Raw genomic sequence first — 26,407 nt, 5'->3', positions numbered from 1 at the left:
TCCCATGATCCTCATAGAACTAGTTTACCACGATCCCCCAGGTTCACGACAGGTTATTCCAACGGTTTGTCCCAGGTCATGAGGTAACGGTAGTAAAAACGACGGCGAATTTTCGCTCCCGGCACAATGTCCTGCGCGATTTGACGTATTTCGCTCAACGATTGTTGGGGCTCCGCCAGCCGGACATCAATTTCCTGCACCCCGCCGCGGACACGGTCCATAAGACGGATCGGCAGCATGCATAAACCGGAGAAGGCATAATCCGCAAGCGTTTTGTTTGCAGCAAGCCCAACGATAAGCATTCGTCCGCCTGGCGATAGAAACCGGCGAATATGGGACAGCGCCACTCGCAAATCCATATGGTGCAGCGCTGCAACGCAGGAGATCGTAGCATAGCATTCATCTTTAGCTGGTACAGGCCACGTGAGAAAGTCATCGTTGATTAATGATACATTCGATGCGGCGGCGAGCCGAGCTTGAGCACGCACGATGGCTTGAGGGTCGGGATCGATGCCGACAACTTGGCGCGCGACGGGCGCAAGCCGCTGGAGGAGCAGACCGTCACCGCAGCCGATGTCCAGCACTCGGCCTCCGCGAGTTTTCGCATCATTCACCAGTTCATTATGAAAAGCGGTATTATGGTTCCAGTATGGCTCCATTCCTTTCTTCTCCCTTCGTGATCATGAGCATATCTCAACCCATCAAATTGTTTGCATACAAGTAAAGACGAAAGGTTCCACACATTCGGTTCAAATACATGTAAAACAAACTTGACATTGTGTATAGTTTTTATTACATTATGAATAGAATACCATACATGATGATCATCACATTTGACAGGAGGTGCAGCCAATGACTTATCAAGAAAAGAAAAGCATCGTCTCATTAATTAGCGCCATCGTTATTTTCGTGTCCTACGCTTTGTACATGTATCCGAAATATCCTGGTGGCGAACCTGGCTCCTTAGAAACGTTTCGTTATTGGGGCTCTTTCGTCCTCATACTGACGTTGGTTTCCATCATCGCGCACATTGTCATCTCCATCATCTTTAACATTGTCTTTCGCATCACCACCCATGAGAAGGAACCTAACTTTGCCGATGAACTCGATAAGCTGATTGATCTAAAAGCGACCCGAAATTCTTTCTTTGTATTTGTCGCCGGCTTTCTAATTGCCATGGGAGCGCTGACTATCGATCAACCGTCACAGGTCATGTTCATGATTCTGATCGCTGCCGGATTCTTTTCTGATGTAACAGGCTCCGTTACCAAACTTTATCACTACCGGAGAGGCGTTTAAAATGAGTAGAATTGTTGTCGGCAATCACATTCGAAGACTGCGCTTCGAGCATCAAGAAATGACTCAGCAGCAATTGGCTGACATGGTAGGCGTTACAAGACAAACGATCGTATCACTCGAAAAAGGGAACTACTCCCCTTCACTAGAATTAGCCTTTCGCATTGCTCATGCTTTCAACCTGCCTTTGGAGGAAGTGTTCTTTTATGATCAGCCCGGCAAGCCTTGAGCGCTTAAAGCGTTGCCCGCTTAACGGCAAATGAATTTATTTATCGAATGGAGTGAAACTATGCATTCAAACCAAAAAGCTGCAAAACTTGTTGGGATCTTTTTCATCCTTGCCGCCGTAGCGGCGATAGCCGGTCTGCTTATGTACGATCCGATATTGAATGGATCCGATTATATGGTGCAAGGTTCCGAACACGCTAATCAGGTCATATTCGGTGCCCTCATGGAGTTAATACTTGTTGCCTCTGCGATCGGAACTTCTACAGGTATGTTTCCGATCTTGCGAAAATATAATGAAACCATTGCCCTCTGGCATCTCTGCTTCAGATTCCTTGAAGCGGTTATCATTGCGATCGGCATTATCAGCGTCCTGTCTCTATTAACGTTAAGCCGTGAATTCGCAGCGGCGGGTTCCCCTGTTTCCTCCCCTTTCCAAGCTTCAGCGATATTGGCCAAAGCGATACATGACTGGACGTTTATACTTGGTCCCAACTTCATGCTGGGTCTTAATACAATGATGTACAGCTATATATTTTATCAAACGAAACTCGTTCCCCGGTTCATTCCCATCTTGGGCATGACAGGGTCTGTCCTCGTCCTTCTGGCAGCTCTATTAGAAATGTTCGGTATCATCCCGCAAATCTCAGCCACCGGAGCGTTGCTATGCCTGCCCGTTGCAGCAAATGAAATGATTTTGGCCGTATGGCTCATCGTGAAAGGTTTCAATGAAAATGCCCTGCATAACTTATCTTTATCCGCTAATAGAAAATAAAAACAAGGAGCAGCACTGCCGAGGCAGTGCTGCTCCTTGTTTGATTCGTCTCTAGATATCTTCGGACGGATTGATAATGGCTAGAACCTGGTGGTCCTCCCAGACGCCATTGATTTTGACATTGCTGCGGGATATGCCTTCTCTATGGAAACCCGCATTCTCGAGCACACGGATAGAACCAGGGTTACGCGGCGAAGCCTCCCCGAAGATCCGGTGAAATTTCAGCTCTTCGAAGGCATAGCGCACCACCTGCTTCACAGCCTCCGTCATATAACCTCTGCCGTTATAGGCCTGGTCGAGTCCATAACCGATCATACAGCTCTGCAGCGGTCCTCGCAAAACAAAGTTCAGCCCGATGTTGCCAATGATCCGGTCATCCTCCCGGTGGCAAATGACGAAGTTATATTTCTTGTCTTCCGCTCTGTCGGCTTTGCTCTTGATGATCGATTGGAGCTGGTACTCTACGGAATAGTTCTCATCCGGGCTGCTTGGCGAAAATTGTTCAAAGAATGCCCGGTTGCGAATATACATCTCGGCCAATTCTTGAGCATCCGATTCTTCGGGAAACCGAACGTACACGCGATATTCCGGCATCTGTTCCATACGGCTAAGATACCGTGCGGCGAACTTTCTGTACCGGCATCCCTTCGCTTAGCTCAAGCGCTTGTGCAGTTGAAGCATGCACTTCCTGAATAAGCTCAGGATTGTTCAGCAGCGACACGCCGTATGTCGGAATCATTTCCTTAATTTTCGGTTCCCATGCTTTCAGGTGCTGCGGGAAGCACTTCTTGATAACTTCAAGCATGACGTGAACAGCTGTAGATGCGCCTGGCGAAGCGCCTAACAAAGCTGCAATCGAGCCATCAGCCGCGCTGATCACTTCCGTTCCGAATTGCAGCGTACCTTTGCCGCCTGCTTCCGTATCCTTAATGACTTGTACACGCTGCCCGGCTACGACCAAATCCCAATCCTCAGTTTTGGCTGTTGGAATAAACTCACGCAGCTCGTCCATACGCTTCTCTTTTGATAACATCACTTGCTCGATCAAATATTTGGTCAAGGCCATGTTCTTGGCTCCTGCCGACAGCATCGTGACAAGGTTGTCCGGTTTAACGGAAGTGACCAAATCGAACATGGAGCCGGTCTTCAGAAACTTCGGCGAGAATCCGGCGAACGGTCCGAACAGCAGCGATTTTTGGTTATTGATATATCGGGTGTCCAGATGAGGAACAGACATTGGCGGAGCTCCGACCTTCGCTTTGCCGTACACTTTGGCGTGGTGCTGCTCAATGACATCCGGATTGTTACATACCATGAAAATGCCGCTTACCGGGAATCCGCCGATGTGTCTGCCTTCAGGAATACCGGACTTCTGCAGCAGGTGCAGACTTCCTCCGCCGCCTCCGATGAAGACGAATTTAGCCGTATGGCGCTCAACGCTGCCACTGTCGTTACGTACTTTCAGTTCCCATGAACCGTCGCTCGCCCGTTTGATATTGTCGACGCTATGATTGTACTTGATTTGGACCTTCTTGTTCGCTAGATGATCGAATAAAATGCGCGTCAAAGCACCGAAGTTGACATCTGTACCGGAATCAATCTTCGTTGCTGCAATCGGTTCATTCGCAGGCCGATCTTGAATGATAAGCGGAATCCACTCCTTCAGCTTCTCAGGGTCATCGGAAAATTCCATACCTTGAAACAAAGGATTGTTAACTAACGCTTCGAAACGTTTCTTAAGGAACTTCACGTTCTGCTCGCCGAGAACCATACTCATATGAGGGAGCGGCATGATGAAGTCCTGCGGATTGCGGATCAGCTTGCTTTCTACAAGATAAGACCAGAATTGCATAGAAAGCTGGAACTGTTCATTAATTTTGATAGCTTTGCTAATATCTATGGAACCGTCAGCTTTTTCTTCCGTATAATTAAGCTCGCACAGAGCGGCATGTCCCGTGCCGGCATTATTCCATTCGTTAGAGCTTTCTTCTCCCGCTTTATCCAGCTTCTCAAATACAGTAATTTCCCACTCCGGTACTAATTCTTTCAGTAGAGTCCCTAAAGTCGCACTCATAATTCCCGCACCAATTAAGATAACATCTGTTTTCGTTTCTCTGTTGCCCATTTTAACCGTCCTTATCCCCTAAGATTTGCAGAAAGGATGCGGGCGCTTCTGATTAGCCGCTAGAAACCAGTCAGAGCGCGGTCCAGTCACACACCTTTTCTGGATCAATAATAATCCTGTTAATCCTATAGATTAAAATATTTATATACTATTATATGATGTTATAAGTGGTTCGACAAGAACTGCCACAAAGTAGCCACGAAAAAAAAGAGCGTGCCGTAAGGCTGCTCCGTCCCTGCCTATTATTAACAAATGGAATTCTACTGGTAAATATCTCGCATGCTAGCAAAAATGGATAGCCATGGATTGATCCCTGGCTTCTCCTTACATATTCTTATAGATTCAAAGCCATTCTATACATAGCGGTCTGCCGAAGGTTCCTTAACGGCCGCTATACGCAATCGGCTGGTGTCTATGAACCATTGGTCTTCCTTGGCCAAATACGGCTTCAACTCCGCCTCGATCTCGCCGTATATCAACTCTCGTTCGGCGCCCGGAACATCAGGAAAGAACCAACCGGCAAAGCTGTTCATCCAATCGCGTATGCTTATTCCTTCTTTCAGCGGTGTCCGTCTCTCGAAATGTTGAGCGAACGTAACGCGAAAGCCGGTCTGCTCCAGCAGGCTGGTATACTCGCCTATGGTTGGCAAATACCACGGGCACCGCCCTTCCCAGGTGTATCCGCGCGATTCTAACGCCGACTGCATCGCGGCGGTCAGCAAGGCAACATTGCCGCTGCCGGCGAATTCGGCGACGAAGCGGCCGCCATCCCGCAGCGATAGCCAGACGGATTGCGCAACAGAGTGGGCGTCTTGGATCCAATGCAAAGTCGCATTGGAGAATACCGCGTCATAGCTTGATTCCGTCCTGTAAGTGCTGGCGTCGGCGGTCTGGAAGGTCAGTTCGGGGTATTTCGATCGGGCCCGATTCACCATCTCCGCCGAGAAATCGATGCCGGTTGGTATCGCACCTGCAGCAGCAATCTCGGCCGTTAAATCTCCTCTCCCGCTGCCAAGGTCGAGAATTCGTTCGCCAGGCTGGGGATTCAGCAGACTTACAATCCTGATACCTAATTTGTCGCTATACGCTTCGGAGGTCCATGGGTACATCATCGGTTCGTCATTCATCCGAATAACCTCTCCCTTTGTTACGAAGTATGTGAAAACAGACGTCATTATAGACTTTATGCATCCATAATAGCGATAATAACAGGTTGCTGTCAAGAAACAATCCAAGCAATCGGCATAGGACCTTCGAAAATGAAGGAAGCTTGCGGCTCCGGGTCATCCGTTGGTCCATAGTATCGCATAGGCAGCACGAAGAAATCCTGACGAATGATCGCCAGGATTCTTTCGTGCGTAATCTATGACCAAACTTTTAGAAACCAATCATAGGCCACCCTGCCCGATATTTCGTGCGGACCATCGAACAAGTCCAGCTCCACCTTCTCTTTGACTCCAAGGAGTTCATAGACGGACTGTACCTTCTCATAGGCTTCCAGCGCCGCATGAACCGGAAAAATCGGATCCTTGTCCCCAGCTTCAAGCAAGAGCGGCTTCGGAGCGATCAATCCAAGCAGATCCGGCATTTCCGCAAGTGCTGAAAGGCCTGGAATATAATTGTCAACACAATGATGGATGGATAAAATACTCGCTTGAAACGTATTGGCATATCCGCTAACGACGGCAGCCGAAATTCGATCGTCGATGGCGCTGGCGAATGCTGAGACGAGTCCGCCGCCGGAAATGCCCATACACCCGACCCGGTTGGAATCAACATCGTTGCGGGTTAGTAAATAGTCGACGCACCGAAGTGTCTCATACACGCGATAACCGGCCATCGTCTGACCAACGGCTAGCAATAAGGTCGACAGACGATGACAGGAGTTCGACTGCTGAGCTTCCTCCTGCAATTTGCGATCGCCAAACCCAAGCAATTCCGGTGCTGCAACAATGAATCCCCTGTTCACCAATTCAAGGGCAAAATTCCTCTGGTAACCGGGCTCCCCTTCTTTCTCCTTTCCCTCCGCGGTAAGCCCTACAATATCCTTGCTCCCATAGCCGTGACCATGGCAAGCAACGATGGCTCCTGCTCGTTCCTTACAATTCTTAGGGATTAAGACATAGACAGGCATGATAAGGCCAGGATACGTTTGAATTTGAATTCTTTGCCGAATATATGTGCCGCAGTCCGCCGTTTCCAGCTGCACCGGTTGCAGCTCCGCCGTTTCCTCAGGAAATCCGCCGAGCAATTCGACGAACCGGGATCTAAGTCTTTCACGCCACTGCTTCCATTCTTCCTGTGATTGAGCTTGAAAGGCTTCTGATGGCAAGGTGCTCTGCAACAAACGCTGAAAATATGTATCTGGATTCCACATACCGGGTCTCACCTCAATTCGGATAATGATATGCCAAAATGAGTCCTCAATGCTTCTTTGTACGCTTCCTCCGTTTGCGGCGTGAAAGCGTTCACACCACTGGAAGTGAAAATGCGGAACTCCTGGTTCGAAACGGTATTCCGGCCTTCTGAAGTGCGAATCGCGATAATCGGATATTTGTTGAAAATGGAATCGGGCGCATGTTCGCACCAGTAACTCGCGAACAGGTAATCATGGGGCAGCTGAGGTTCCTCCGTGAACGTATAGAGACGGTTCCATTCCCCGTTCTTCAGCTCGCCAAGCTCCCAACCATAAGCGGCATCCCTGGTGAGACGATAACATTCCTCGCCTTGCTGCTGCGCAACATCTTCAATGAGCGCCAGAGGTCTGCGCGGGACGATTCCGCCTACGCCGACATCACACAAGTAGTTAATGCCTTCGGCTTCGACCTTCAGGACGTGATGACGCCTTTTGGGCGGCAACAGCGACTCGTCTCGCCAGAATCGGGCTACCCAATCCGTTACAGGGTACCCTGCCTCTCGAAGCAGCCAGCCGAATAAGGCATTGAGCTCGAAGCAGTAGCCGCCGCGCCGGCGGGTTACGATCTTGTGATACAGATCCTGCGGATCCAAGGATAGAGCTTTGCGTTCCACAATGTCCAAATTCTCATAAGGAACCGAATGCAAATGTCGTTCTTGCAGCTCGGCCAGCGTCTTGGCGCTGCCATCGAGGGAGCCTGTAAACCCGATGCGATCCAGATAGTTTTGAATTTGGCTGTTGGTAGTTGTCAAATATAGACACCGCCCTTCACACAGTTACTATGTACCTTCTCATTATAGCAGATGCCCCTCCTTGCCGGTTATCACTGAACATCTAACAATAAAAAAAGCCAAGCCGGCAGCTTGACTTCAATCATTGTTGCAGCATCCATCACTCTCACGGAAATGGCCTGAGCGTTCAACTTTCGTCTTCAGGTACTTCTCGTTAAACTCCGAGACATCCCCCCATAACTGTACCCTCTTCTCAACGTCCAAGCCGGCCTTCTTCAAAGCGTCTAATTTTCTCGGGTTATTGGTAATGAGTGTCACCGGTTTGGTCCGCAATGTACGGAGAACTTGGATCGCATCGCCATAATTGCGGGAATCGTCGACAAATCCCAGTTTCAGATTGGCATCCACGGTGTCATAGCCGTTTTCTTGCAATATGTAAGCAAGTGCTTTGCTGAACAACCCGATTCCTCTACCTTCATGGTTGGCCAAATAAAACAAGGCGCCGGTTCCATGCTCCGCGATGTGTTTCAACGATTGCTTAAGTTGATAGCCACAGTCGCATCGCTTGCTGCCGAAGATATCCCCTGTATGACATATCGAATGAAACCGAATGAGTGCGTGCTCGGCAGATTCGAAATCTCCATGAACCAAAACGCTGGATTGCTGCATTTCTGCAAGATTAACAGAAGACAGCTTCGCGAGGATGCTTCCGAAATCCTCCGTCACTTCACGGCAATTCAGCCAGCAATACCACTTAAACTCGTAGGTTTCGTCATACAGGTTGATCGGAAGCTTGATGGGACCTACAAGATAGATGGCTCCTCGGTCCGTTGGGACGAGTTGAATTTTAGGTTCCAGCAGCGAGAGGACTTTGGCATCAAAATCTTTCGTAACCGACATGGGAGGCACTCCTTTCAATCCATTTAAAACTTAGGTTGTGCAATACGAGCACGCCTATGCAGCCTAAAACACTTTTCAGCAAACATTCATTCAACGCTCAAGAGGGTTTCAGCTTTCGCTTCATAACTATGGGCTGCTGTACCTACTTCATACAACTGCTCAGATTCCTTTGATTCCAGCCAGGTTGGCGACCGAATGTCTATAGTTCGTAGTTAGTTACCTGTGCCAACGAAAGTTTGTTTATTAACGGTCAAAAGCCTGGCTCTCCTTAAGATTCCTTAAGAAAGCCAGGCTTTTGTATCATTTTGAGTTGAGCTGTATATGTTCAGCCAATTCCCCTCTACGGAATCTTAACGACAAGCTCGCTAAGATAATCGGTGGTGGACACGCCTTTCGGAGGGCCAAATTCGAATTCAACCGAATCCCCATAATCATCACCGTTATTGTCGTTGATCTGCAGCGGGATCGGTGCGTGGCCTTCAGGCAGCCATCTCGCTGCAGCTTTATAGCGCCCAATCGGAATTTGATCTACACCCGCTCCACCCGCGACAGGACCTCCGCGTTTCGTAATCGTTTTGCCCGCACTGCCGTCAAGCAGCGGACCAATCGGAATCAGCGTAATCTCCAGATCGTTCATATCGAACTCAGGCAAAGCGTCATCAGTCGACGTAAAGAACGGATAAATGTAGATCTGACCGTCAAATTTGCTCCAAGTGAAGTTACGGACGGCTCCGGATTTGCCGATTAACGGAAGATCGACGTCAGCGGATAAATCGAACGTATAGCTTTTTCCGTTGAATGATTTGGTGACGTCAGCGCCCATATGCCAAGAGGTCGCTATCTCGGGCAACTCGATCCGGTAGTGTCCTGTTACATCCGTAACCCCGAGCACGTTGCTGTCATAGAGCAGTGTGTTGTCGGCGAAGACGGTTATCCCCGGTATCGGCTGACCATTGGCATCCCGTACATATCCTTTCACGACATAAGCTTCAACCTCCTCTTGGACAGGTTCGGGTGCAGGAGCTGGCGTACGTTCAGGCTCTTCTTGCGGAGCCGCTTCTTCGATTCGTACCGTCGCGTTCTCCCCGTCTCTGGCGTAGGATACCTGATATCCGCTGTTTTCTGCGACAAAACGAAGAGGAACTAACGTACTGCCATTAACGACTTGAGCAGGAACGTCCAAGCTCACGTTCTTATCGTTCACTACGGCGGTCTTACTGTTAATCGTTAGTTCGATCGTAAGACCGTCCTTCGTTCCGATCGCCTGTTGGGAATCGCCATGATCTACCCATTTCACTTCGAAACCTAGCGTTTCGAATAATTTGCGGAACGGAACCAAGGTTGAGCCATCCTTTAAGATAGGTCTGGCATCGCCAAATTGAAGCTCTTGCCCCTTATATACAACATGGATCACAGGACTTTCTGCAGGCATTGGGGGCGGCACAGGGCTCGGCGTCTGTGATGGTGTTGGCGCATGAACCGGTCCTGGGGTTGTTGCAGGTGTCGGTACAGGTGTTGTTGCAGGTGTTGGCGATGTTGCAGGTGCGGGCTCTTGTGTGGAAGGAGTCCCGCCTGTCGTCATCCCTTGTTTATATTTAATCGGTTTGGATACTACCGTACCTCCTGGCGTGCCGATTTCCAAAACATAATATTGCGTTTCCTTGATCGTTCCGTTATCGCTGGCGTACAAATCGAAGGTCAGATTGCCCTCGAACTCGCCCACAGGCTCTTTGACATCCTTGCGAAAACCGGGGTTGACGATGCTCTTCTCATGCGTTGTCCCGCTTGCCGGCGTAACCGCTTTGTCCTGTACTATGCCGAGCAGCCACCCGGTTGTCACGCGGTTCGTTCGCCACACGCCTTGGTAGTTATCCTTCCCATAGGCATCCGTTGAACGCAGTACGACGGAATCGATCACTGTTTTCTGCGCAAGGTTCATTACCAATCTGAAATGGCCGTCCTTATTGCCTTCAGGTGTAAAATCCGCCGCACCAACGACATCGGAAGCCGTATCGAGCAGGCTGAATTCTTTAATCTGTATGCCCGCGGGTTGAGTTTCACCAAATGCACTTACGACTCCGCTGAAAGTCAAACAGCCTGCCAGCATAAGAGCTGCTATTGTGCTTTGTTTTCGCCTATACCTTTCTGCCATCACGCGTACACTCCTCTGAAACTCATCTCGATTACCCTGCTTCCGGTTTAGCCTCGGGCTTCGCTGCCAACAGCACACCGGCTTTCACACCGGAAGCCATTTCCGGTTTTGCTTCCGGCTTCGCACATACCGTCGTTGGAACGGCAATGGCTGCAATCAGTGCAGCCCCCATCAACCATTTCATTGCTTTGTTCATTGTTCTCATCGTGATAACCTCCATAACATGAATTTGATTTCTATATTCATCTTACAGCGGGCACAATCCTGAACGCATGAGACATGGACGGGAATTATTCAGGGAAGATTTCAGGATACAGACGGGAACTGAACCGGGAACATGATACGGGGACACAGATGGATACGGGAAGCATTTCGGGAATCGGCGAGATCAGTGGTTGTGGTTCACCTCCCAATCGCTTCAAACGATTGAGAGGTAAGCGATGTTGAGGAGTTCATCGAGGGAACTAAGGAGAACTTCAATCAGGCAAAAGCTTCGGGCTTTGCCTCCGCCTTCGCATAGCGCGCTTCAGGCTTCGCCTCTGCCTTGGCCAGAGCAACTCCCGGCTCCGCCTGCCCCAGAGTGACGAATAAGCTTGCGGCCATAGCCGTTCCTAACATCCATTTTAATCTCAATCGATTGATTGTCTTCATGGCTTTTTCCTCCAATTATCATTGATTATGGTATGATTCCTTGCTCTATAAGAATTATAAATTATCTTGCCTGTTCCTCACATGACCCTAATGGATATTTCAAGGGTATCCTTTTGTTTCTTTTTACGGCCATGACCGGCATAAAAAAGAAGCTGCCCTTCGGCAGCCCTCAGATTTAACGTTCTAGATCTAGAACAATTCGCATAATCTCATCCAAATCATCGATAACGGCATCGGCATCAACCTCCTGCTCAGCCACACCATTCCTTTTCCAAACGGCTCTCATCCCTGCGTTTCGACTGGCCTTTATATCGTTGATAGGGTGATCTCCCACGAATAAGGCATTTTCTGCTTGTACGCCGAGTTTGCCAAGCGCTCTGATGAAGATGGCCGGATCGGGTTTTCGAAGTCCCTCCCACTCCGATATCAAGACCTCATCAAACAAATGTCCTATCCCTAACGCCTTGAAATTATCATATTGAAACTGGCCATAACCGTTGGAAACGAGCGCTAACTTGATTCCCCTGTTTGTTAAATCCATAAGCATTTTCAGCAAATGAGGATAAGGTCTGCAGTGCCTTTGAAAAGCGTTCAAATAATCTTCCAGTAGATCGGTCCAATCCAGCCCCTGAACCCTAAACTCATCGAGCAGCTGCCGGTAAACCTTATCTTTCCATACGTATCCATGTTGATCTAGCTCGGTAAACTTCTGGACATAGATGTCTTTGTCAACCAACTGAAGCTGCGGAAACCGGTCATGCTGATCGCAGGCAAAGTGGACAAGCGAAGCATCGCGGTCCAATAACGTGCCATCCAAATCAAAGAGCACCGCTTTTATCGACATCGACTCATCCCTCCGTTTCATGATGGAATAAGATACTTCTTAAGCAGCTGTTCAAGAACAATGCGATTATCGCTCAGCCACGCATCCCTTACTTGAAATTGATCAAAAATGTAACGGAAGCTCACCTCGACCGGAACACCTGAATAATGCTGTCCGATGTACACATGAAGTATGGCAATATGATAGATTTGAGTCAATCGCTGCAGTTTGTCAATTTCTTGGTATGTACATGTTTGGGCTTGAGAATAGCCATAGACAAAGGCTTCCACGAAGTCCAAGTCCCCGTTTGTTAATTGAATCATGTGATTAAGTGAGATGGCGAACTCCATAAAGCTAATATCCCATGATGAAAAATCGAAATCCAATGCGCCGTGAATTTGATTGTCCATAGCGAGCAGGTTAAAGACCAACAGATCATGATGGACCAGCCCTCTGGGCAATTCTAGCAGCTCGCACTTGCTTTTCTCCGCTAATGCAACCATTTCTCGGTAGAAATGAAGCGTAGTTGCAGATATTTCAAAGGGAGGGTCTTCAAAAAAGGAAGTAATGGCTTCATGATCGGCAAGCGGGTGCAAACGATAAATGTCTGTAAATGGCGTGCCTTTATACAAGAGATCTGATTGAAAATAACGCAGGACGGAAGAAACCTCCCCAACAACCCGACCGAAATTCGCTGCTTGCTCTGTGGTTGACATGGCCGGGACGACGCCTTCAATGTATGTTACTAAAGCGCCTAAAGTGCCATCCGATAATAGAACATAGGGTTCGTTGGCCTTCGTTTCTAAGAACAACGGAACGACGATGGTAACGTTTTGTTTGCTCAGAAACGAAGTTACTTCTCTCTCAAACTCGATGCTCTCGATTGTCTTCAGATGACGATTGTAGATGCGAAGGACATACTTGCTGTCTTTCACAGTGACTATTTTCGTAAAGTTCATCAAACCGAACGGTACAGGCTCGATCTCGTATGCCCGTTCTTCGAAGTAATGATGAAGCAGCTCATCAATTAGATCCATATCCAGCCTCCCGAACGCAGTCCTCTTCTCCACATTATCATAATGAAGCGAATCCCGGAATATGGGAGCCCGGAACAATGAATAACCCATGCATGATCTGCATGGGTTTTAAGTCTATTCCCAAGGATATCTGGTAATCAAGTAATCGGCGAATTTCTTGCTTTCATCCCTTCGGATCTTGCGCATTTCCGCGCGATGGCCGGCCGTCTCATTGAGCTTTCGTTCTTCTTCCGTTTCCGGAACAATGCGGGGTACGGGCACCGGGACGTTATTTTCATCCATCCCTACGAAGGTTAAGAAGGAGGTTGCCGCTATGTCTCTTTTTCCGCTTCGCAAATCTTCCGTAATGACTTTGACGAACACTTCCATCGATGTTCGCCCAGTCCAAGTCACGAACGATTCCAGGGACACGTAATCCGTAGGCCGGATTGGCTTCAAGAAATCCACGGAATCTGTAGAAGCTGTTACCGCGGTCACCCGGCACAGCTTGGAAGCTGTAATGGAGGCGATATCGTCAATCAGGGACATCAGCTTACCGCCGAACATCGTATTGTGATTATTGACATCTAAAGGAAATACTCTTGAGGTTTTGAAGCATCTCGTTTCCTTTACATATTTTTGTTCCACATCAAATCCCCCTAAGACTCACATCTAAACATAGAATACCCAATCGCTCGAAAAATCCGCCGCACTTTCATATCGTAATTCGTATAAGAACATTTGCAATGTACAAAACTATAGCGAACCTTAATCGTGTTTCTTAACACATTGTCTGGAGGGAATACGGCATGGATCAAAATGAATTGCACCAAAAGCTGGGCCGGCCTATGAGTTGGGCGCTGTCTAACCGTGCTGAAGATCCGGCGGACACTGCACAGGCAGACCGGACCGATGAAGAAGTCCCCTCGAACTACCAAGCCATGGGGGAAAGCTACAGCGATGCAACGAATTTTGAAGTGAACAAAGAGCCAGGACGATTAAATTAAACCATTTGTGCAATTTATCAAAGTAACAAGCAAAGGAGCTTATACGAACAATGACATCAAGCAGAGGGCATCAAGGAGCTCATGGCACCGGGCAAATCGAAGAGCAGCTGAACAATCAAGCGGAAGCTGCGGAGAAAATACAAGGATTAAACAAGGCCGATGTGGAAATCAATGCGGCAGCTAACAGCAAAAGCTCCGAGTTAGATGAAATCATCGATGATTGAACTGGATTTCTAGATGGCATTACAAAATAAACGCTAGGCACGTTTGGATGTGCTTAGCGTTTTTCAAAGGTGGCGTACGATAATGACAAATGCAGAGCTAACTACCAACGAAGCGAACGATTATTCTTACATCATCCAGCATGCCCTGACCATGGAGCTGCGGGTAGAAAATACGGATGTCGACAAGGCATTAAAACTCATGGAAGACTTGGGCTTCAAGGGAAAAAATTCATGGGCTTCGATGCAAATGTCTGGCCACACGGTCATTGAGTTTTGGAAGAAAGAGCTTACTAAATCGTAAGCTGACCACGATTGAACAGTTAATGCTCCTTTCTCACCTCAAGATTTAACAGCTCTTTCAGATAATCGGCCAAAGACTCAAGATGGTTCCCGACAGCGAGGTTCGTTCGATTTTGTGCGATCTGAGAAGCCGGAACCATAGAGAGTTGCGCCGCGGCGAGATATTTCCCTGGATTCTCCGCCGTAATCTGAATCAACCCCTCCGCTACTAGACGGATATACTCGCTTTTCCTTCCCTGCATAATAAGTTCAAAAGTATTCTCCAATAGCACAGGCTTCGCGTCTACCTCTTTCCCCCTCTTGCTCGCATAGGCAAATAATTGATTCATTGTTCCGGTAACCGTATTAGGATTTGTAAAAGCAACAACGACGGGCTGATTCGCTTGACAAATGGCTTCGAACAAGGGCTCGTCAATTTTAATAACGGGAATCGGAAACCGGTGATGCTCGGCATCGAAAACGGCTGTAAAAAATGTACACGTAATGAGTATAGCGTCCACATGACAGCTGGCTATCCACGCCAAGGTCTCCATCACTTTCTTCTCTACGGTTTCCTGTGTAAAATCGGCATCCATTTTTATCCGGTCAAGGCCTGGATCTACGAAATGGACGAGCTCCGCATCAAATGCCTGCAGCGCTTTGTCGATGTGTTCGATGTTCGAATAATGAGCATGAAAGCATCCGATTCTTTTCATCCTGTATAACCTCTCTCTCTATCTTTTAGTTCGTATCATACTTCTTCTCACGTCTCCTGTATAACACTTTTTGGACATTCACATGCATGTCATTAAACTTCATTCTGGATGACGGCTTGATTAACCTCGCAGAGTAAGCTTACATGACATGTAAATTTTCATTGAACAATTGTTAAGGATAAGGTAAAACTATTATATTAAACTTTTTTATATAATTGATTTCAAAGGTGGATGAGAATGTGATTGTGCAAGTAGATAATGAGACAGTGGCAAGGGAATATGTACAGGCCGTGTATGAAACTGTAGTCAAACGTAATCCTTATGAACAAGAATTCCATCAAGCCGTAAAAGAGATTTTGGAATCGCTAATCCCGGTTCTTGCGAAGCATCCGAAATATATGAAGCACGGGATTCTCGAGCGTATCGTCGAGCCGGAGCGATTGATCACATTCCGCGTGCCGTGGGTAGACGACCGAGGCGTTACGCATGTAAACCGCGGTTTCCGCGTACAATTCAACAGCGCGATCGGACCTTATAAGGGCGGTTTGCGTTTTCATCCGTCCGTTAATGCGAGTATTATTAAATTTCTCGGATTTGAGCAAACGTTCAAGAACTCCTTGACCGGACAGCCGATCGGCGGCGGTAAAGGCGGTTCCGACTTCGATCCGAAAGGGAAGTCCGATCAGGAGATCATGCGGTTTACACAAAGTTTCATGACTGAGCTTTATAAATACATAGGCCAGGATACTGACGTTCCCGCTGGAGATATTGGCGTAGGGGCGCGCGAAATCGGGTACATGTTCGGCCAGTACAAAAGAATTCGCGGCGCACATGAAGCCGGCGTACTGACGGGGAAAGGCATCATTTATGGCGGCAGCTTAGGCCGTACGGAAGCGACTGGTTATGGCTGCGTATACTTTGTGAATGAAATGCTGCAATCCCAAGGACTCAGCTTCGAAGGCAGCACTGTCGTCGTATCCGGTTCCGGCAATGTAGCCATTTATTCCATGCAGAAAGCGATGCAGCTGGGCGCCACGGTCGTTGCTTGCAGCGATTCTAACGGATATATTCACGATCCCAAAGGGATCTGTCTGGATACGGTTCGCCGTTTGAAAGAAGTCGAGAGAAAGAGAATCAGCGAGTACGTAACCGAGCATCCGCACGCTACCTATCACGAGAACTGCCAAGGGATCTGGTCCGTACCTTGCGACATCGCGCTGCCTAGTGCAACGCAGAACGAAATTGATGCCGAATCCGCCAAGCTGCTTGTAAGCAACGGTGTCAAAGCCGTCGGCGAAGGCGCGAATATGCCTTCGACTTTGGAAGCGATCGATGTGTTCCTGCAGGCTGGTGTGCTTTTCGGGCCGGCCAAAGCTGCCAATGCGGGCGGAGTTGCCGTATCCGCGCTGGAAATGTCCCAGAACAGCATGAGATACTCCTGGCACTTCCATGAAGTAGACGACAAGCTCCATGCAATTATGAAAAACATCTACAAGAATGCCGTGCAAGCCGCCGAGGAATACGGACATCCGGGCAACCTCGTCGTCGGCGCCAATATCGCAGGGTTTACCAAAGTGGCGGAAGCCATGATCGCTCAAGGCGTCGTTTAATCAAAAAAGCGTCTTTGTCCCCTTCGGGACAAAGACGCTTTTTATTATTTGCACGTATCTTTCGAAAATACGGAGAACCCCGATCTCTTCTGCCAGCCCGATCTGCTCCAAAACCGGCCTCCGATTTCGTTGTCATCCAGGACGAAAATATGGCATTTATCAATGCCTTCTTCTTGCAGTCTCTCCATGCTCCTGTCAACCAGCTGTTGACCGATCCGGCGGTTCCGGTACCCGGGACTCACCGCAACATGATAGATAAAACCTCTTCTCCCATCGTGTCCGCAGAGAACGGTTCCGACGATGTCCCCCTCCACTTCGTACACATAGCTTAGCCCTTGATTTCTATGTAAATACTTCTCCATATTTGCCTTAGAATCGGCTTCGCTGAGGACCAGCCCGTCAATTTGGTTCCACAGCGATATCATTTGCTCATAATCCTGAATGGTCATTTCCCTCATCATACTGGACCGAACGCCTTTCGTCATGAAATATCATCGCTTCATCCGGCAAAGTGTAAGTTCAACTTGCCGAATTCGCCATATTTGTAGTTTTCACGAATTTAACGAATACATACCGCACAACAGGTCCCACGATCAAGAGCTGAAGCGGAAGAGCGAAAATAAAGTTCCGGCAAACAGTCGACACATACTTCTCTATGAATGTTTCTCCCATCAGTCCGTTGGAGATCATCGCCATCACCACACCAAATAGGGACATGCAGAGTACCATGCCGGTTACCATGAACAAGGCAATCGATACAATGACCAATGCTTTCTTGGATTTGTCATAAGGTAACGATAAAGCCATTTTCTTGGCAACCGGACCCACAATGAACGATTCCAACAGAAATGCGACAATAAAACCCAAGAGCAATTGCAGCAGCACGCTCCCCATCGAGATGCGGCCGATTAGGCCATTCGTGAACAGGTTATAGGTTGTCATGAAGATAACCATCCCGCTGCACATCATTAATCCGAAATACACATTTTCTTTCTTCGTTGCCGGCATTCCCCATCATCCTTTCTTTTGTCTTTGCTATTATAGCGATTGGAGAATGCTCCGCATAAGTGACGATTCTGTGAATTATTCAATGGTGATTAGCGTATTCCTGCAGTTCGTTAACCGTTACGAATCTGTAACCTTGTCGGCTCAGCATCTCCAGAATGCCTTCCAGTGCTAATAATTCCTGTCCCGACGTATCGTACATAGGATGAAGCAAAATAATGGCTCCTGGCCTTATGCCCTCTTCCACCGCCTTGATCTTGTCTGCGGCACCGGTATAAGACGTGTCAGGTTCAAGACTCCACATAATCGTTTGGATGTCATGTTCATGCAAATATAGAGGCAAACTGAACAGCTTCTTCCCGTATGGCGGACGGAAATCGATTTCATCTGCGTAACCCGCTTCCCGGATCAGCTTATTCGTTTCCTCAATTTCACGCTGCACATAGGAACGGCTTTGGAAGATGAATCGTTCGTGCGAATACGAGTGATTGCCCATTTGATGGCCGGCATTCACGATCTTACGCGCTTCTTCCATGTTATCTTTCAACTCATGGCCGATGATGAAGAATGTCGCTCTCGCATCAAACTTGCTTAAGATGTCCAGAATGGGGTCTACCTGCTTCGTCGGTCCATCATCGAAGGTGATGGCGACAACCTTCTCGCTCGTCTCCACATGATCGGTAATCCCTCCGAACAATTGGAAGCTTCTTAAATTGATAAAACGCATAAACCCGTATAATAGCAGAATGACGAGAAGAAGGACTGCTCCTGCAATAATTAGTTTCCTACGAATATGACATTCACCGCTTTTCTTCTTTAAGCTTATGAGATTAATTTCAATCCGACCGCGGCGCTTAATACCATCGCGATGAACACGATCCGCTTCCAATCGCTGGATTCACCATAGAAGAGCATCCCGACGACTGCGCCGCCGACCGTGCCGATTCCTGTCCATACGGCGTAAGAAGTGCCCATCGGCAAGCTTTTCATCGCAAAGCTCAGCAGCGTGAAGCTCATGACGATCCCGACGATGAAAATACTGAATGAGCGGATGGTTCTAGCTTTATTGATCTGATTCATGCCGACGACGCCGACGACTTCGAACAGCCCGGCAAACAAGAGATATATCCAACCCATTAGACGGCAGCTCCTTTCTTGCTCTTCTCTGTTGTGACGAACTTGAGCCCAAACACGCCGGATAATAGCAGCAAGATGAGGAATACTTTAAGAATCCGGAACGGCTCTCCGAACACGAGCATCTCTACTACCACTGTGCCCGCCGTGCCGAGCCCGGTGAATACGGCGTAGACGGTGCCGACCGGCAGTTTCGTAGATGCGCTGATCACCAGATGGAACGAGATGTACATGGCGATAATCGTACCTATCCACATCATCGTCGTCTCGGAATGCTTCAATCCTGATACCCACATCACTTCAAAAATGGCGCCGATAAAAATATAACTCCAATAACGGTTCATCTGTTAAATCCCTCCTGCTGAATTACGATTTAATACCGCGCCAATAGACGAGCCATGATGATTTGATTCTTCGAATCGCGCGGTCCTCTCCCCCGAATAGTAACTCGACGAACAAGCCGTCAAGCACAGCCAGAAAGGCGACTGCCGCCATCTCGCTGCTGACCTCGGCATGTATGCTGCCTGCCGCATGAGCTTTGGCGAATAGGGGGATAAGCATGGCTTCTATCTGATCTAAATACTTGTAGCCTTGTTCGACAATTTCACTATAGAGATGCGACGGCGGGAAAAAGGCAACCCGCAAGAAAAATTTGGTGTTATCGTCCTGCTCGTAGCCATCCTTATATTGGATAAGCAGCCCGAACAGCAGCTTGTCGATGGGCAAATGCTGATATCGTTCAAGATACTCGACGACGAATTTCAGTTCTTTCGTCAGCACATCATTGAACAGATCGAGGTAAAGCTCATCTTTCCCTTTGAAATGGGTGTAGATGGATTGTTTCTTGATTCCCACATCCGCGGCAATGTCCGCTAGGGAAGCACCTTCATATCCGTTCTTGGCAAAATGTTTGAGCGATACTTCTTTGATGCGAGCGGCTGTCATAAGTCGATCCCTTCCCTTCCGAACGTTCGTCAGGATGATTGTATCATGTTCCCTTGTTAGTGGCAACCTAAGCTGAACAAAAAAAGATTGCCAGCCTAACAAGCCTGAGGCAAGTTAGCGGGCAATCTTCTAGCAATCAGATTTTAACCTTGGTAGCTGGGCTCAGCGTTTCTATTACCAACCGTAACGGTGACATCTTTGGTCTGCCCGTCACGGGAGATCGTTACTTTCAGCTTATCGCCAACAGCTGCGCCTTGTACGGCTTTGGTGAGCTCTTCCGTATTGGCAATGGCCTTGCCGTTCACGCTCGTAATAACGTCAAACTGGCGGATGCCTGCTCGGAAAGCCGGCGTACCCTGCTGCACATCGGCAACAACGGCGCCTTGGGTGCTGTTGATTTTCAAATCTTCCAGCATGTCATTCGTAATATTTTGCAGGGCTACGCCAATATAGGGTTCAGCTTCTTTCGGAATCGACTCATTATTTTTTAATTTGTCCACGACAGAGCTAATCGTACTTGCCGGTATGGCAAAGCCCATCCCTTGAGCTTCCGAGTTGACAGCCGTATTGATTCCGATGACTTCGCCATTCAAATTCAATAGAGGACCGCCGGAGTTCCCCGGATTAATTGCAGTGTCGGTCTGCAGCAAATGCTTGTAATTGCGGGTTCCCTGCTCGTCGTCGATGCTGATCTCACGTTCTTTGGCGCTTAAGACGCCGGTCGTTACGGAATAATCGAAATCGTATGGATTCCCGATCGCAACGAGCCAGTCTCCCACCTCTGTCTGATCCGAGCTGCCCAGCTTCAACGAAGGGAATGATGCCGTTCCCTGAATTTTCAGCACAGCCAAGTCCAGATCGTAGCTGCTTCCGAGAAGCTGTGCCGTGAACGGGGTGTCATAACCTTGTACGTAAACGTCGATTTCATCTGCACCTTCAATCACATGCTGATTCGTCAAAATGTAGCCGCTGGCATCATAAATAAATCCGGAGCCGATGCCGTTCTCAATCGTATCTCCGCTCTCGGCGCCTTGCGGGTACGCGTTTCTTCTATTCGGCCCCATGCTCGTTTGTTTTACTTTCGTCTCGATTTTGACAATCGCCGGGCTTGCCGCTTTGACAATGGACGAAATGCTGTTATTCCCCGTCGTACTTAACGATGCGGTCTGTACGGCAGCCGCCGAATTGGCCGAAGCGGTCACCGCCGCTGCAGCGCTTGACTGAGCAGGCGCGGCGCCATAGCCGAACAAATTCATCTTGTCGGACGTGAACATCAGCCCGCCTACGACGACCGCGCCGGCCATGAATGCTGCGAACATAGGCTTTATTTTACTTCCCGATTTTACGTTCTTCACTTGTATATCCGTTACGTTCATGTGGTTATCATGATTCTCATTCATAGGATTACCGCCTTTCAGGAGCCATTGGGTTAGTGTTGATAGTTAGTAGTATAAGAGGCTAACCTGAAGCCATTCTTAAGTTAGGCTGATAGTCGTATGAAAGTTAACTGAAAATATGCTGAAAATAAGATACCCCTTACGCCTCGGTTATTTTGATTTCAATAGGCATTCACCCTTATCAGTACGGATGAGTATGTTATTGAAAGCCTATTTTGAATGGAGGAATAATCGTGGGGTACTTTATCTGTGTGGAGCCTGGCGTAAACCTATATGTGGAAGATATCAACCCTGGCGGACACAAGACCATCGTTTTTTTGCACGGTTGGCCGTTAAGCCATAAGCAGTTCGAATATCAATTCAATGTTCTACCCGCAATGGGTTACCGCTGCATCGGCATCGACTGGAGGGGCTTCGGCAACTCCGATAAACCTTATGCCGGATATACATTCGAACGGCTAGCTGACGATATCCGTATCGTTGTCGAGACGCTTCAGCTCAAGCAATTCACGCTCGCAGGGCACTCCACCGGAGGCGCGATCGCCATTAAGTATATGTCGCGTTACCATGGCCACGAGGTCGCGAATCTCGTGCTGATTGACGCGGCGGCGCCAAGAGGCTTTACGCAAGAGACCGCCGCCCAGATGCAGAAACTAGCGTTAAACGACCGTCCCAAGATGATGCAGGACGTGACGGACATGTTTTTCTTCCAATATATCACGAAGCCCTTCTCGGATTGGTTTATGGAGATGGGACTGCAAGCGGCAGGCTGGTCGAATTCGGCGGTCATTTCGATGCTGAGGGATGCGAACCTGGACGCAGATCTGTATCGGATCGCTGTTCCTACCTTGATCGTACACGGCATTCATGACAAAGTCATTCCGTTCGCTCAAGCGCAGGAAATGCATCAGAAAATAAGCAACTCACAGCTTGTCCCGTTCTCATACAGCGGACATGGCGCATTCTATGAAGAACGAGACAAATTCAATCAAGTCGTTAGCCAGTTCCTTTCTTCGAATGAATCATAGTGAAACAAACCATAAAAAAACCTCCATGAACTAACATTCATGAAGGTAAATGAGTGCTATTGCAGCTTGCCGAACTTGGTCAAAAACTTGATGTCCCAATTCATTCTTTCCATGTCATACGTCGGTTCGTAGCGCTTCAATACTTGTCCGTTGCGGTCAATGAGAAATTTCGTGAAATTCCATTTGACCGAATCTCCGAACAGCCATTCCGGATGCTTCTCTGTGATCACTAATTTCAACAGCTTGGCTTGTATATTCTCGGGATCGAATCCCTGGAAAGGAGCCGTCTGTTTCAAATATTGAAAGAGCGGGGCCGCATCCTCCCCATTCACATTTACTTTGGCGAACATTTGAAACTTCACGCCATAATTGATGCGGCAAAACGATTCCGCTTCCTCACTCGTACCCGGCTCTTGTTCAGCGAACTGGTTGCAGGGAAAGCCAATAATTTCGAAGCCGTCTGTCTGATACCGGTCATACATCTTTTGCAATTCATCGAACTGGGACGTGAATTGGCATTTGCTCGCCGTGTTGACAATTAATAAATATTTGCCGGCATAATTCTCTAATGAAAGCTGCTCTCCATTCGGTTTCTGTGCGGTAAATTGATAAATACTCATGCTGGTTGTCCCTTCATCAAACACATTCTTTAGCTATCATCCCTTGAGTGTAGCTGAAGATCTTTCATTTATCAATTCCTATCTTTAAATCATATTCATCCATATTTTCTATCGATATCGATAATAAGCCTAAATCAAAAAAAGTTACCTGAACCCTGAAGGTCCAAGTAACTCGTCTCTATTAATAATTACCTGCGAACCGTTCCGGCAGCTGTACAGGGTCCGCATCTTCTTGCGCCTTCATAAATTCCGCACGCTTCGCCATCGTTTCTTCCGCTGCTTCCAATGCTTTCACGTTGTCTCCATGAAACAGCTCTTCAATGATCCATCTCTGCCCGAATCCCGCATGAACAACCTCATCGGCCCAATCGAAATCCTGGAAGGTCGTCATTAGCGGATCTTGAGCAATATCCCGGCAAAATTCCCATTCCTCCCTCTTCCCCGGCGGATATTTCATGGCAGCCTTCTCAATAGCAATCGTCAGATGCGTATAGGCTTCGTCCCGGTTAAACAATTGGCTTGCCATATCATACCACCCCGTCCAGTTCGGAATGGCATGAACATCGTAGCCTTTGCTCAGCAGCGCCGCTTCGCCGAACCAGCAGTGCCGGACTTCATCCCATAGATGCCGGGCAGTGTCGTAATAGAACGACCAAGGCTTCCCTTCTGTTGAGAAATGCACGAGCGCAACGCCTTCGGCAGCTGACATTTCGAAATACCGCGACAGCATCATTTGGAGGAAACGTCCATTGTCATTATCCTCGAAGGTCACGCCTTTCATCTTGATGACCGACGTTTGGAAACGAGCGTCCCGGGTGCTTGTGTAAGGGAGTTGGAACGGTTCCGTAGCCACAATCGCACGTTCCTCCACCGGCACCCTGTCGGGTACCCCGTCAATGCCGCCGGCAGCTTGGAGCAGCGCTTCGATATAGTGCTTCCAGCGGGCTGCGCTCGCTTGGTCCCCGGCCGCCGCCGATTCCATGAAATGCGCGATCGCTTGCCGGCCCCAAGTCATCTGGCCCCGGCGGTCGATAAGCTGATGCTGCAGCAGATGAATCGTCGGTTCATCGACGAGCGGCTGCGCTTCGGCCAGATAAGCCTCTATCGCTTCGATCTGCGCAGGCTTCACCACTTCGAATAGGGCGACCAGCAGATTCAATGTGTTGTGCGACTCCAGCACTTTGGCCATCAACTGCTCCAAGGCATCATCCGGGCATTTCTCGAATGCCCTCACCCCCATGCGGAGCTGTTTGCACCGGTTGCGCAGCTGGTTATAGCATTCGGCGTCCTGCCAGGTGAAACGGGCCAGCGCCCCTTTCACTTCATACTCCGGCCGGGCAGCCAGATGTCCCGCTTCAAGCCTCATGCAGCTGCGGTCTACATAGGCCAAGCGTTGAAGCCGTCTAGCCGATTCCTCCACGGACAAGCCAACCCGATCCCAATTTTCAATTCCCATGAATGGATGCAGCATATCGAAACCTCTCCTTCGAAAGTTTGTATTATTAACATTTGATATGGCTTCATAATACTAACGAATCATAGTAAAATGAATACACTACACTACGAAATCTTTGTACTTTTCTACATATAAAGGAGAAGCATATACATGGAGCTGTCCACTCATCTCGGTTTGAACGGCAATTTCGGCAAAGTCACGTGCGAACGGACATGGAAATGGGATACGAGGCACCAACCCTTGGACGATTACGATCTCTGGTATGCATGGAGCGGCACGGGTACGATGCTTCGCAATGACAAGCCGTACGCAATTGAAGGCGGCACCTGCTTCGTATTCCGGCCTGGAGACCGGACGGCGGCAGCGCATGAGCCGCAACAGCCGCTGACGGTTACGTATATCCACTTCACTTTGCCTGCCTTCGAACCCCTCATGCCGCATATTCCGTCCGGCTTCCATCAGGTGAAGGACCGGTTCCTGTTCGAAACGTATCTCAATCGGTATGTGGAAACGATGTTGGAGCCTACGCAGGTCTCTGAGGCGGAGGGCAAACTGCTGTTAGCTTTGATGCTGATGCAGCTTAAGCGCGAAGAAGAACAACCCTCCGCACGTCCTGCCGATCATCTTTCTTCCATGATCCGCATGCTGGCTTACCGCATCCGGCAGACGCCGGGAATTGCCCATACGCCGGAATCGCTCGCCGAGAACGCCAATTTGTCTCCACGCTATTTCTCACTCAAATTCAAGGAAGTCATGGGAATTTCGCTGGAGCAGTACATCATTCAAACCCGCATTGAACGGGCCGAGCATCTGCTGCGCCATAACGGGATGAACGCCTCCGAGGTGGCGGAAGCTCTCGGTTACAAAGACCTGTCTTTCTTCTCCAGGCAGTTCAAGAAAATCAGAGGAAAGAACCCTTCCGAGATCAGAAAGGAAGGGTTCCAGGCGTAAGCCTTATTGCTTATACCTGTCGAATAAGGCGATCTTGGCATACATGTCCTCCAGAGTAAACCGCGCATCCACTTCGTTGTACCACCGAATGAGGCGCTCCTTCTGGTGATGGACATAGCGCATGTCCCGGGTTATGCGTGGCGCCGGCCTCATCTCGTAAGCGTACTCATGGCTGTCCAGAAGCAGACTCACAGCCGGCGAGTCGCCCAACGACCACATCTCGCCCTTCGGAAAGCGAGGATTCCCGGCAGCCGCATGGTTGAAGTCAACCATTTGCTGAAACAAATAGTCGCCTATGGCTCCATAAGGCCGGACCTTGAGCGCTAACTCCGCCAGACTGACGCGAATCGTGGCATACACATTCCGAGGCACGACCCAGAGCGGAATGGTCGAGGCCATGACGACATTCGCGGCGTCGATGTCGTTGCTGAGATTGAACTCACGCTCGCCGTCCGGCCACTGGCCGCCTCCGATCCAAATTGCCGTCAATCGCCCGGCTATGCGCGGTTCCAACAAATAGGCGCTAGCCAAGTCCGTAATCGCACCTAGTGAAATGACATACAGCGGCAGCGGATCGTCCTTCATCGCTTCCCGGATGATGAACTCGGCCCCTTCGGAGACAGCCGGCGTCCGGTCATCGGTCATCGCGCGCTGCGACCCCCGGTACAGCGGAATATCCGCCTTCATGTCCAGCAAGCCCAACAGCTTCTCGCACTCCTCGTAGCTCTCCTCCATCGAAGTGAGCGTCCGTTCCGTTCCGAAGTGAGCGGCGATGATGCCCTTGTTGACGAACCTGGGCGTCAACAGCGCATGCACGATAGCGAATTGGTCGTCCGCTTCGTTCTTGGCATCCGTATCGATAATCAAGCGTATTCGTTTACTCTCCGGTACTTGAAACGGCAGAAATTCGGCCATGATCATCTCT

At 48.9% G+C, this 26,407-nt stretch carries 33 protein-coding genes; 9 read left to right on the top strand and 24 right to left on the bottom strand.

Going from position 1 to position 26,407, the window contains the following annotated elements; genetic code table 11:
• Window positions 1-53: 53 nt before the first annotated feature.
• Window positions 54-659 (bottom strand): class I SAM-dependent methyltransferase, encoded by a 606-nt coding sequence (locus PUT07_RS14570; RefSeq protein ID WP_274468857.1) that lies wholly within the window; start codon window positions 657-659, stop codon window positions 54-56.
• Window positions 660-852: 193 nt separating this feature from the next.
• On the opposite strand from PUT07_RS14570, the gene PUT07_RS14565 reads away from it, so the two are divergent.
• The 3 genes from PUT07_RS14565 to PUT07_RS14555 are packed head-to-tail and all read left to right on the top strand — an operon-like array spanning window position 853 to window position 2,296.
• Window positions 853-1,299, top strand: coding sequence for a hypothetical protein (locus PUT07_RS14565; protein ID WP_274468856.1), 447 nt, complete (start codon window positions 853-855; stop codon window positions 1,297-1,299).
• 1 nt (window position 1,300) lies between these two features.
• On the top strand, window positions 1,301-1,525 hold the full coding sequence (locus tag PUT07_RS14560; RefSeq protein ID WP_274468855.1) for a helix-turn-helix transcriptional regulator: 225 nt from the start codon (window positions 1,301-1,303) through the stop codon (window positions 1,523-1,525).
• A gap of 30 nt (window positions 1,526-1,555) precedes the next feature.
• A complete protein-coding gene (locus PUT07_RS14555; protein WP_274468854.1) occupies window positions 1,556-2,296 on the top strand; it encodes a DUF4386 domain-containing protein in 741 nt (246 codons plus the stop codon).
• Window positions 2,297-2,347: 51 nt separating this feature from the next.
• On the opposite strand, the gene PUT07_RS14550 is transcribed toward PUT07_RS14555, so the two are convergent.
• The 12 genes from PUT07_RS14550 to PUT07_RS14495 form a co-directional block, all read right to left on the bottom strand.
• Window positions 2,348-2,890 (bottom strand): GNAT family N-acetyltransferase, encoded by a 543-nt coding sequence (locus PUT07_RS14550; protein ID WP_274469327.1) that lies wholly within the window; start codon window positions 2,888-2,890, stop codon window positions 2,348-2,350.
• A gap of 13 nt (window positions 2,891-2,903) precedes the next feature.
• On the bottom strand, window positions 2,904-4,421 hold the full coding sequence (locus tag PUT07_RS14545) for a malate:quinone oxidoreductase (protein WP_274468853.1): 1,518 nt from the start codon (window positions 4,419-4,421) through the stop codon (window positions 2,904-2,906).
• Window positions 4,422-4,774: 353 nt separating this feature from the next.
• Window positions 4,775-5,548: a class I SAM-dependent methyltransferase gene (locus tag PUT07_RS14540; RefSeq protein WP_379239661.1), complete on the bottom strand. Its 774-nt coding sequence runs from the start codon at window positions 5,546-5,548 to the stop codon at window positions 4,775-4,777.
• A gap of 236 nt (window positions 5,549-5,784) precedes the next feature.
• Entirely contained in the window at window positions 5,785-6,798 is a 1,014-nt protein-coding gene (locus tag PUT07_RS14535; RefSeq protein WP_274468852.1) for an alpha/beta hydrolase family protein, read from the bottom strand.
• 8 nt (window positions 6,799-6,806) lie between these two features.
• Window positions 6,807-7,589 carry an arylamine N-acetyltransferase family protein gene (locus PUT07_RS14530; protein WP_274468851.1) on the bottom strand — a complete coding sequence of 261 codons (783 nt, stop codon included), beginning with the start codon at window positions 7,587-7,589 and terminating at the stop codon, window positions 6,807-6,809.
• A 117-nt stretch (window positions 7,590-7,706) separates the two neighbouring features.
• Window positions 7,707-8,468, bottom strand: coding sequence for a GTP cyclohydrolase II (locus PUT07_RS14525; RefSeq protein ID WP_274468850.1), 762 nt, complete (start codon window positions 8,466-8,468; stop codon window positions 7,707-7,709).
• Window positions 8,469-8,808: 340 nt separating this feature from the next.
• Window positions 8,809-10,620, bottom strand: coding sequence for a stalk domain-containing protein (locus PUT07_RS14520; protein ID WP_274468849.1), 1,812 nt, complete (start codon window positions 10,618-10,620; stop codon window positions 8,809-8,811).
• A gap of 31 nt (window positions 10,621-10,651) precedes the next feature.
• The gene (locus tag PUT07_RS14515) at window positions 10,652-10,825 is read right to left on the bottom strand and encodes a hypothetical protein (RefSeq protein WP_274468848.1); all 174 of its coding nucleotides are present in this window, start codon (window positions 10,823-10,825) and stop codon (window positions 10,652-10,654) included.
• Between the two features lie 275 nt (window positions 10,826-11,100).
• Complete coding sequence (locus PUT07_RS14510; protein ID WP_274468847.1) at window positions 11,101-11,271, bottom strand: hypothetical protein; 171 nt, start codon at window positions 11,269-11,271, stop codon at window positions 11,101-11,103.
• Window positions 11,272-11,446: 175 nt separating this feature from the next.
• Window positions 11,447-12,115 (bottom strand): HAD family hydrolase, encoded by a 669-nt coding sequence (locus PUT07_RS14505; protein WP_274468846.1) that lies wholly within the window; start codon window positions 12,113-12,115, stop codon window positions 11,447-11,449.
• Between the two features lie 17 nt (window positions 12,116-12,132).
• On the bottom strand, window positions 12,133-13,131 hold the full coding sequence (locus PUT07_RS14500; RefSeq protein WP_274468845.1) for a phosphotransferase: 999 nt from the start codon (window positions 13,129-13,131) through the stop codon (window positions 12,133-12,135).
• 114 nt (window positions 13,132-13,245) lie between these two features.
• Entirely contained in the window at window positions 13,246-13,758 is a 513-nt protein-coding gene (locus tag PUT07_RS14495; RefSeq protein ID WP_274468844.1) for an acyl-CoA thioesterase, read from the bottom strand.
• 161 nt (window positions 13,759-13,919) lie between these two features.
• Between PUT07_RS14495 and PUT07_RS14490 the strand changes: the two genes are divergently transcribed.
• From PUT07_RS14490 to PUT07_RS14480, 3 genes are all read left to right on the top strand, one after another.
• Window positions 13,920-14,117: a hypothetical protein gene (locus PUT07_RS14490; RefSeq protein ID WP_274468843.1), complete on the top strand. Its 198-nt coding sequence runs from the start codon at window positions 13,920-13,922 to the stop codon at window positions 14,115-14,117.
• 50 nt (window positions 14,118-14,167) lie between these two features.
• Entirely contained in the window at window positions 14,168-14,341 is a 174-nt protein-coding gene (locus tag PUT07_RS14485; protein ID WP_274468842.1) for a hypothetical protein, read from the top strand.
• An 82-nt stretch (window positions 14,342-14,423) separates the two neighbouring features.
• On the top strand, window positions 14,424-14,642 hold the full coding sequence (locus tag PUT07_RS14480) for a hypothetical protein (protein ID WP_274468841.1): 219 nt from the start codon (window positions 14,424-14,426) through the stop codon (window positions 14,640-14,642).
• A 19-nt stretch (window positions 14,643-14,661) separates the two neighbouring features.
• Here PUT07_RS14480 and PUT07_RS14475 read toward each other — a convergent pair whose 3' ends face one another.
• Window positions 14,662-15,336, bottom strand: coding sequence for a hypothetical protein (locus PUT07_RS14475; protein WP_274468840.1), 675 nt, complete (start codon window positions 15,334-15,336; stop codon window positions 14,662-14,664).
• A gap of 239 nt (window positions 15,337-15,575) precedes the next feature.
• Here PUT07_RS14475 and gdhA point away from each other — a divergent pair, with 239 nt between their 5' ends.
• Entirely contained in the window at window positions 15,576-16,946 is a 1,371-nt protein-coding gene (gene gdhA, locus PUT07_RS14470) for an NADP-specific glutamate dehydrogenase (RefSeq protein WP_274468839.1), read from the top strand.
• A 44-nt stretch (window positions 16,947-16,990) separates the two neighbouring features.
• Here the strand turns inward: gdhA and PUT07_RS14465 are convergent, their stop codons facing one another.
• The 7 genes from PUT07_RS14465 to PUT07_RS14435 form a co-directional block, all read right to left on the bottom strand.
• Complete coding sequence (locus PUT07_RS14465; RefSeq protein WP_274468838.1) at window positions 16,991-17,431, bottom strand: GNAT family N-acetyltransferase; 441 nt, start codon at window positions 17,429-17,431, stop codon at window positions 16,991-16,993.
• Between the two features lie 34 nt (window positions 17,432-17,465).
• On the bottom strand, window positions 17,466-17,954 hold the full coding sequence (locus PUT07_RS14460; protein ID WP_274468837.1) for a hypothetical protein: 489 nt from the start codon (window positions 17,952-17,954) through the stop codon (window positions 17,466-17,468).
• 79 nt (window positions 17,955-18,033) lie between these two features.
• Window positions 18,034-18,744, bottom strand: coding sequence for a polysaccharide deacetylase family protein (locus PUT07_RS14455; RefSeq protein ID WP_274469325.1), 711 nt, complete (start codon window positions 18,742-18,744; stop codon window positions 18,034-18,036).
• Window positions 18,745-18,773: 29 nt separating this feature from the next.
• The gene (locus PUT07_RS14450; protein WP_274468836.1) at window positions 18,774-19,088 is read right to left on the bottom strand and encodes a DMT family transporter; all 315 of its coding nucleotides are present in this window, start codon (window positions 19,086-19,088) and stop codon (window positions 18,774-18,776) included.
• Window positions 19,088-19,429 carry a DMT family transporter gene (locus tag PUT07_RS14445; RefSeq protein WP_274468835.1) on the bottom strand — a complete coding sequence of 114 codons (342 nt, stop codon included), beginning with the start codon at window positions 19,427-19,429 and terminating at the stop codon, window positions 19,088-19,090. Before PUT07_RS14445 ends, PUT07_RS14450 begins: the two co-directional genes overlap by 1 nt.
• A 22-nt stretch (window positions 19,430-19,451) precedes the next feature.
• Window positions 19,452-20,030, bottom strand: a complete 579-nt coding sequence (locus tag PUT07_RS14440; RefSeq protein ID WP_274468833.1) for a TetR/AcrR family transcriptional regulator — start codon at window positions 20,028-20,030, stop codon at window positions 19,452-19,454.
• 143 nt (window positions 20,031-20,173) lie between these two features.
• A complete protein-coding gene (locus PUT07_RS14435) occupies window positions 20,174-21,430 on the bottom strand; it encodes a S1C family serine protease (RefSeq protein WP_274468832.1) in 1,257 nt (418 codons plus the stop codon).
• A 230-nt stretch (window positions 21,431-21,660) separates the two neighbouring features.
• Between PUT07_RS14435 and PUT07_RS14430 the strand changes: the two genes are divergently transcribed.
• Window positions 21,661-22,455: an alpha/beta fold hydrolase gene (locus PUT07_RS14430; RefSeq protein WP_274468830.1), complete on the top strand. Its 795-nt coding sequence runs from the start codon at window positions 21,661-21,663 to the stop codon at window positions 22,453-22,455.
• Between the two features lie 56 nt (window positions 22,456-22,511).
• On the opposite strand, the gene PUT07_RS14425 is transcribed toward PUT07_RS14430, so the two are convergent.
• Window positions 22,512-23,075 (bottom strand): glutathione peroxidase, encoded by a 564-nt coding sequence (locus tag PUT07_RS14425; RefSeq protein WP_274468829.1) that lies wholly within the window; start codon window positions 23,073-23,075, stop codon window positions 22,512-22,514.
• A gap of 181 nt (window positions 23,076-23,256) precedes the next feature.
• Window positions 23,257-24,546, bottom strand: coding sequence for a hypothetical protein (locus PUT07_RS14420; RefSeq protein WP_274468828.1), 1,290 nt, complete (start codon window positions 24,544-24,546; stop codon window positions 23,257-23,259).
• Between the two features lie 135 nt (window positions 24,547-24,681).
• On the opposite strand from PUT07_RS14420, the gene PUT07_RS14415 reads away from it, so the two are divergent.
• Window positions 24,682-25,482, top strand: coding sequence for an AraC family transcriptional regulator (locus PUT07_RS14415; protein WP_274468826.1), 801 nt, complete (start codon window positions 24,682-24,684; stop codon window positions 25,480-25,482).
• A gap of 3 nt (window positions 25,483-25,485) precedes the next feature.
• Here the strand turns inward: PUT07_RS14415 and PUT07_RS14410 are convergent, their stop codons facing one another.
• Window positions 25,486-26,397 (bottom strand): nucleoside hydrolase, encoded by a 912-nt coding sequence (locus tag PUT07_RS14410; RefSeq protein WP_274468823.1) that lies wholly within the window; start codon window positions 26,395-26,397, stop codon window positions 25,486-25,488.
• Window positions 26,398-26,407: the final 10 nt, after the last annotated feature.

It is taken from the genome of Paenibacillus sp. MAHUQ-63 (assembly GCF_028765165.1).
Taxonomy (GTDB): Bacteria; Bacillota; Bacilli; order Paenibacillales; family NBRC-103111; genus Paenibacillus_E.
Note: the sequence above shows the minus strand (reverse complement) of the source record. Positions and strands in the feature narration are given on the sequence as shown.

Excerpts from the sequence above, each read along its gene's own strand:
- PUT07_RS14570 (WP_274468857.1), bottom strand. The coding sequence starts at position 659 with ATGGAGCCATACTGGAACCATAATACCGCTTTTCATAATGAACTGGTG.
- PUT07_RS14565 (WP_274468856.1), top strand. The coding sequence starts at position 853 with ATGACTTATCAAGAAAAGAAAAGCATCGTCTCATTAATTAGCGCCATC.
- PUT07_RS14560 (WP_274468855.1), top strand. The coding sequence starts at position 1,301 with ATGAGTAGAATTGTTGTCGGCAATCACATTCGAAGACTGCGCTTCGAG.
- PUT07_RS14555 (WP_274468854.1), top strand. The coding sequence starts at position 1,556 with ATGAATTTATTTATCGAATGGAGTGAAACTATGCATTCAAACCAAAAA.
- PUT07_RS14550 (WP_274469327.1), bottom strand. The coding sequence starts at position 2,890 with ATGCCGGAATATCGCGTGTACGTTCGGTTTCCCGAAGAATCGGATGCT.
- PUT07_RS14545 (WP_274468853.1), bottom strand. The coding sequence starts at position 4,421 with ATGGGCAACAGAGAAACGAAAACAGATGTTATCTTAATTGGTGCGGGA.
- PUT07_RS14540 (WP_379239661.1), bottom strand. The coding sequence starts at position 5,548 with ATGAATGACGAACCGATGATGTACCCATGGACCTCCGAAGCGTATAGC.
- PUT07_RS14535 (WP_274468852.1), bottom strand. The coding sequence starts at position 6,798 with ATGTGGAATCCAGATACATATTTTCAGCGTTTGTTGCAGAGCACCTTG.
- PUT07_RS14525 (WP_274468850.1), bottom strand. The coding sequence starts at position 8,468 with ATGTCGGTTACGAAAGATTTTGATGCCAAAGTCCTCTCGCTGCTGGAA.
- PUT07_RS14520 (WP_274468849.1), bottom strand. The coding sequence starts at position 10,620 with ATGGCAGAAAGGTATAGGCGAAAACAAAGCACAATAGCAGCTCTTATG.
- PUT07_RS14515 (WP_274468848.1), bottom strand. The coding sequence starts at position 10,825 with ATGAGAACAATGAACAAAGCAATGAAATGGTTGATGGGGGCTGCACTG.
- PUT07_RS14510 (WP_274468847.1), bottom strand. The coding sequence starts at position 11,271 with ATGAAGACAATCAATCGATTGAGATTAAAATGGATGTTAGGAACGGCT.
- PUT07_RS14505 (WP_274468846.1), bottom strand. The coding sequence starts at position 12,115 with ATGTCGATAAAAGCGGTGCTCTTTGATTTGGATGGCACGTTATTGGAC.
- PUT07_RS14500 (WP_274468845.1), bottom strand. The coding sequence starts at position 13,131 with ATGGATCTAATTGATGAGCTGCTTCATCATTACTTCGAAGAACGGGCA.
- PUT07_RS14490 (WP_274468843.1), top strand. The coding sequence starts at position 13,920 with ATGGATCAAAATGAATTGCACCAAAAGCTGGGCCGGCCTATGAGTTGG.
- PUT07_RS14485 (WP_274468842.1), top strand. The coding sequence starts at position 14,168 with ATGACATCAAGCAGAGGGCATCAAGGAGCTCATGGCACCGGGCAAATC.
- PUT07_RS14480 (WP_274468841.1), top strand. The coding sequence starts at position 14,424 with ATGACAAATGCAGAGCTAACTACCAACGAAGCGAACGATTATTCTTAC.
- PUT07_RS14475 (WP_274468840.1), bottom strand. The coding sequence starts at position 15,336 with ATGAAAAGAATCGGATGCTTTCATGCTCATTATTCGAACATCGAACAC.
- PUT07_RS14465 (WP_274468838.1), bottom strand. The coding sequence starts at position 17,431 with ATGACGAAAGGCGTTCGGTCCAGTATGATGAGGGAAATGACCATTCAG.
- PUT07_RS14460 (WP_274468837.1), bottom strand. The coding sequence starts at position 17,954 with ATGCCGGCAACGAAGAAAGAAAATGTGTATTTCGGATTAATGATGTGC.
- PUT07_RS14450 (WP_274468836.1), bottom strand. The coding sequence starts at position 19,088 with ATGGGTTGGATATATCTCTTGTTTGCCGGGCTGTTCGAAGTCGTCGGC.
- PUT07_RS14445 (WP_274468835.1), bottom strand. The coding sequence starts at position 19,429 with ATGAACCGTTATTGGAGTTATATTTTTATCGGCGCCATTTTTGAAGTG.
- PUT07_RS14440 (WP_274468833.1), bottom strand. The coding sequence starts at position 20,030 with ATGACAGCCGCTCGCATCAAAGAAGTATCGCTCAAACATTTTGCCAAG.
- PUT07_RS14435 (WP_274468832.1), bottom strand. The coding sequence starts at position 21,430 with ATGAATGAGAATCATGATAACCACATGAACGTAACGGATATACAAGTG.
- PUT07_RS14425 (WP_274468829.1), bottom strand. The coding sequence starts at position 23,075 with ATGAGTATTTATCAATTTACCGCACAGAAACCGAATGGAGAGCAGCTT.
- PUT07_RS14420 (WP_274468828.1), bottom strand. The coding sequence starts at position 24,546 with ATGCTGCATCCATTCATGGGAATTGAAAATTGGGATCGGGTTGGCTTG.
- PUT07_RS14415 (WP_274468826.1), top strand. The coding sequence starts at position 24,682 with ATGGAGCTGTCCACTCATCTCGGTTTGAACGGCAATTTCGGCAAAGTC.
- PUT07_RS14410 (WP_274468823.1), bottom strand. The coding sequence starts at position 26,397 with ATGGCCGAATTTCTGCCGTTTCAAGTACCGGAGAGTAAACGAATACGC.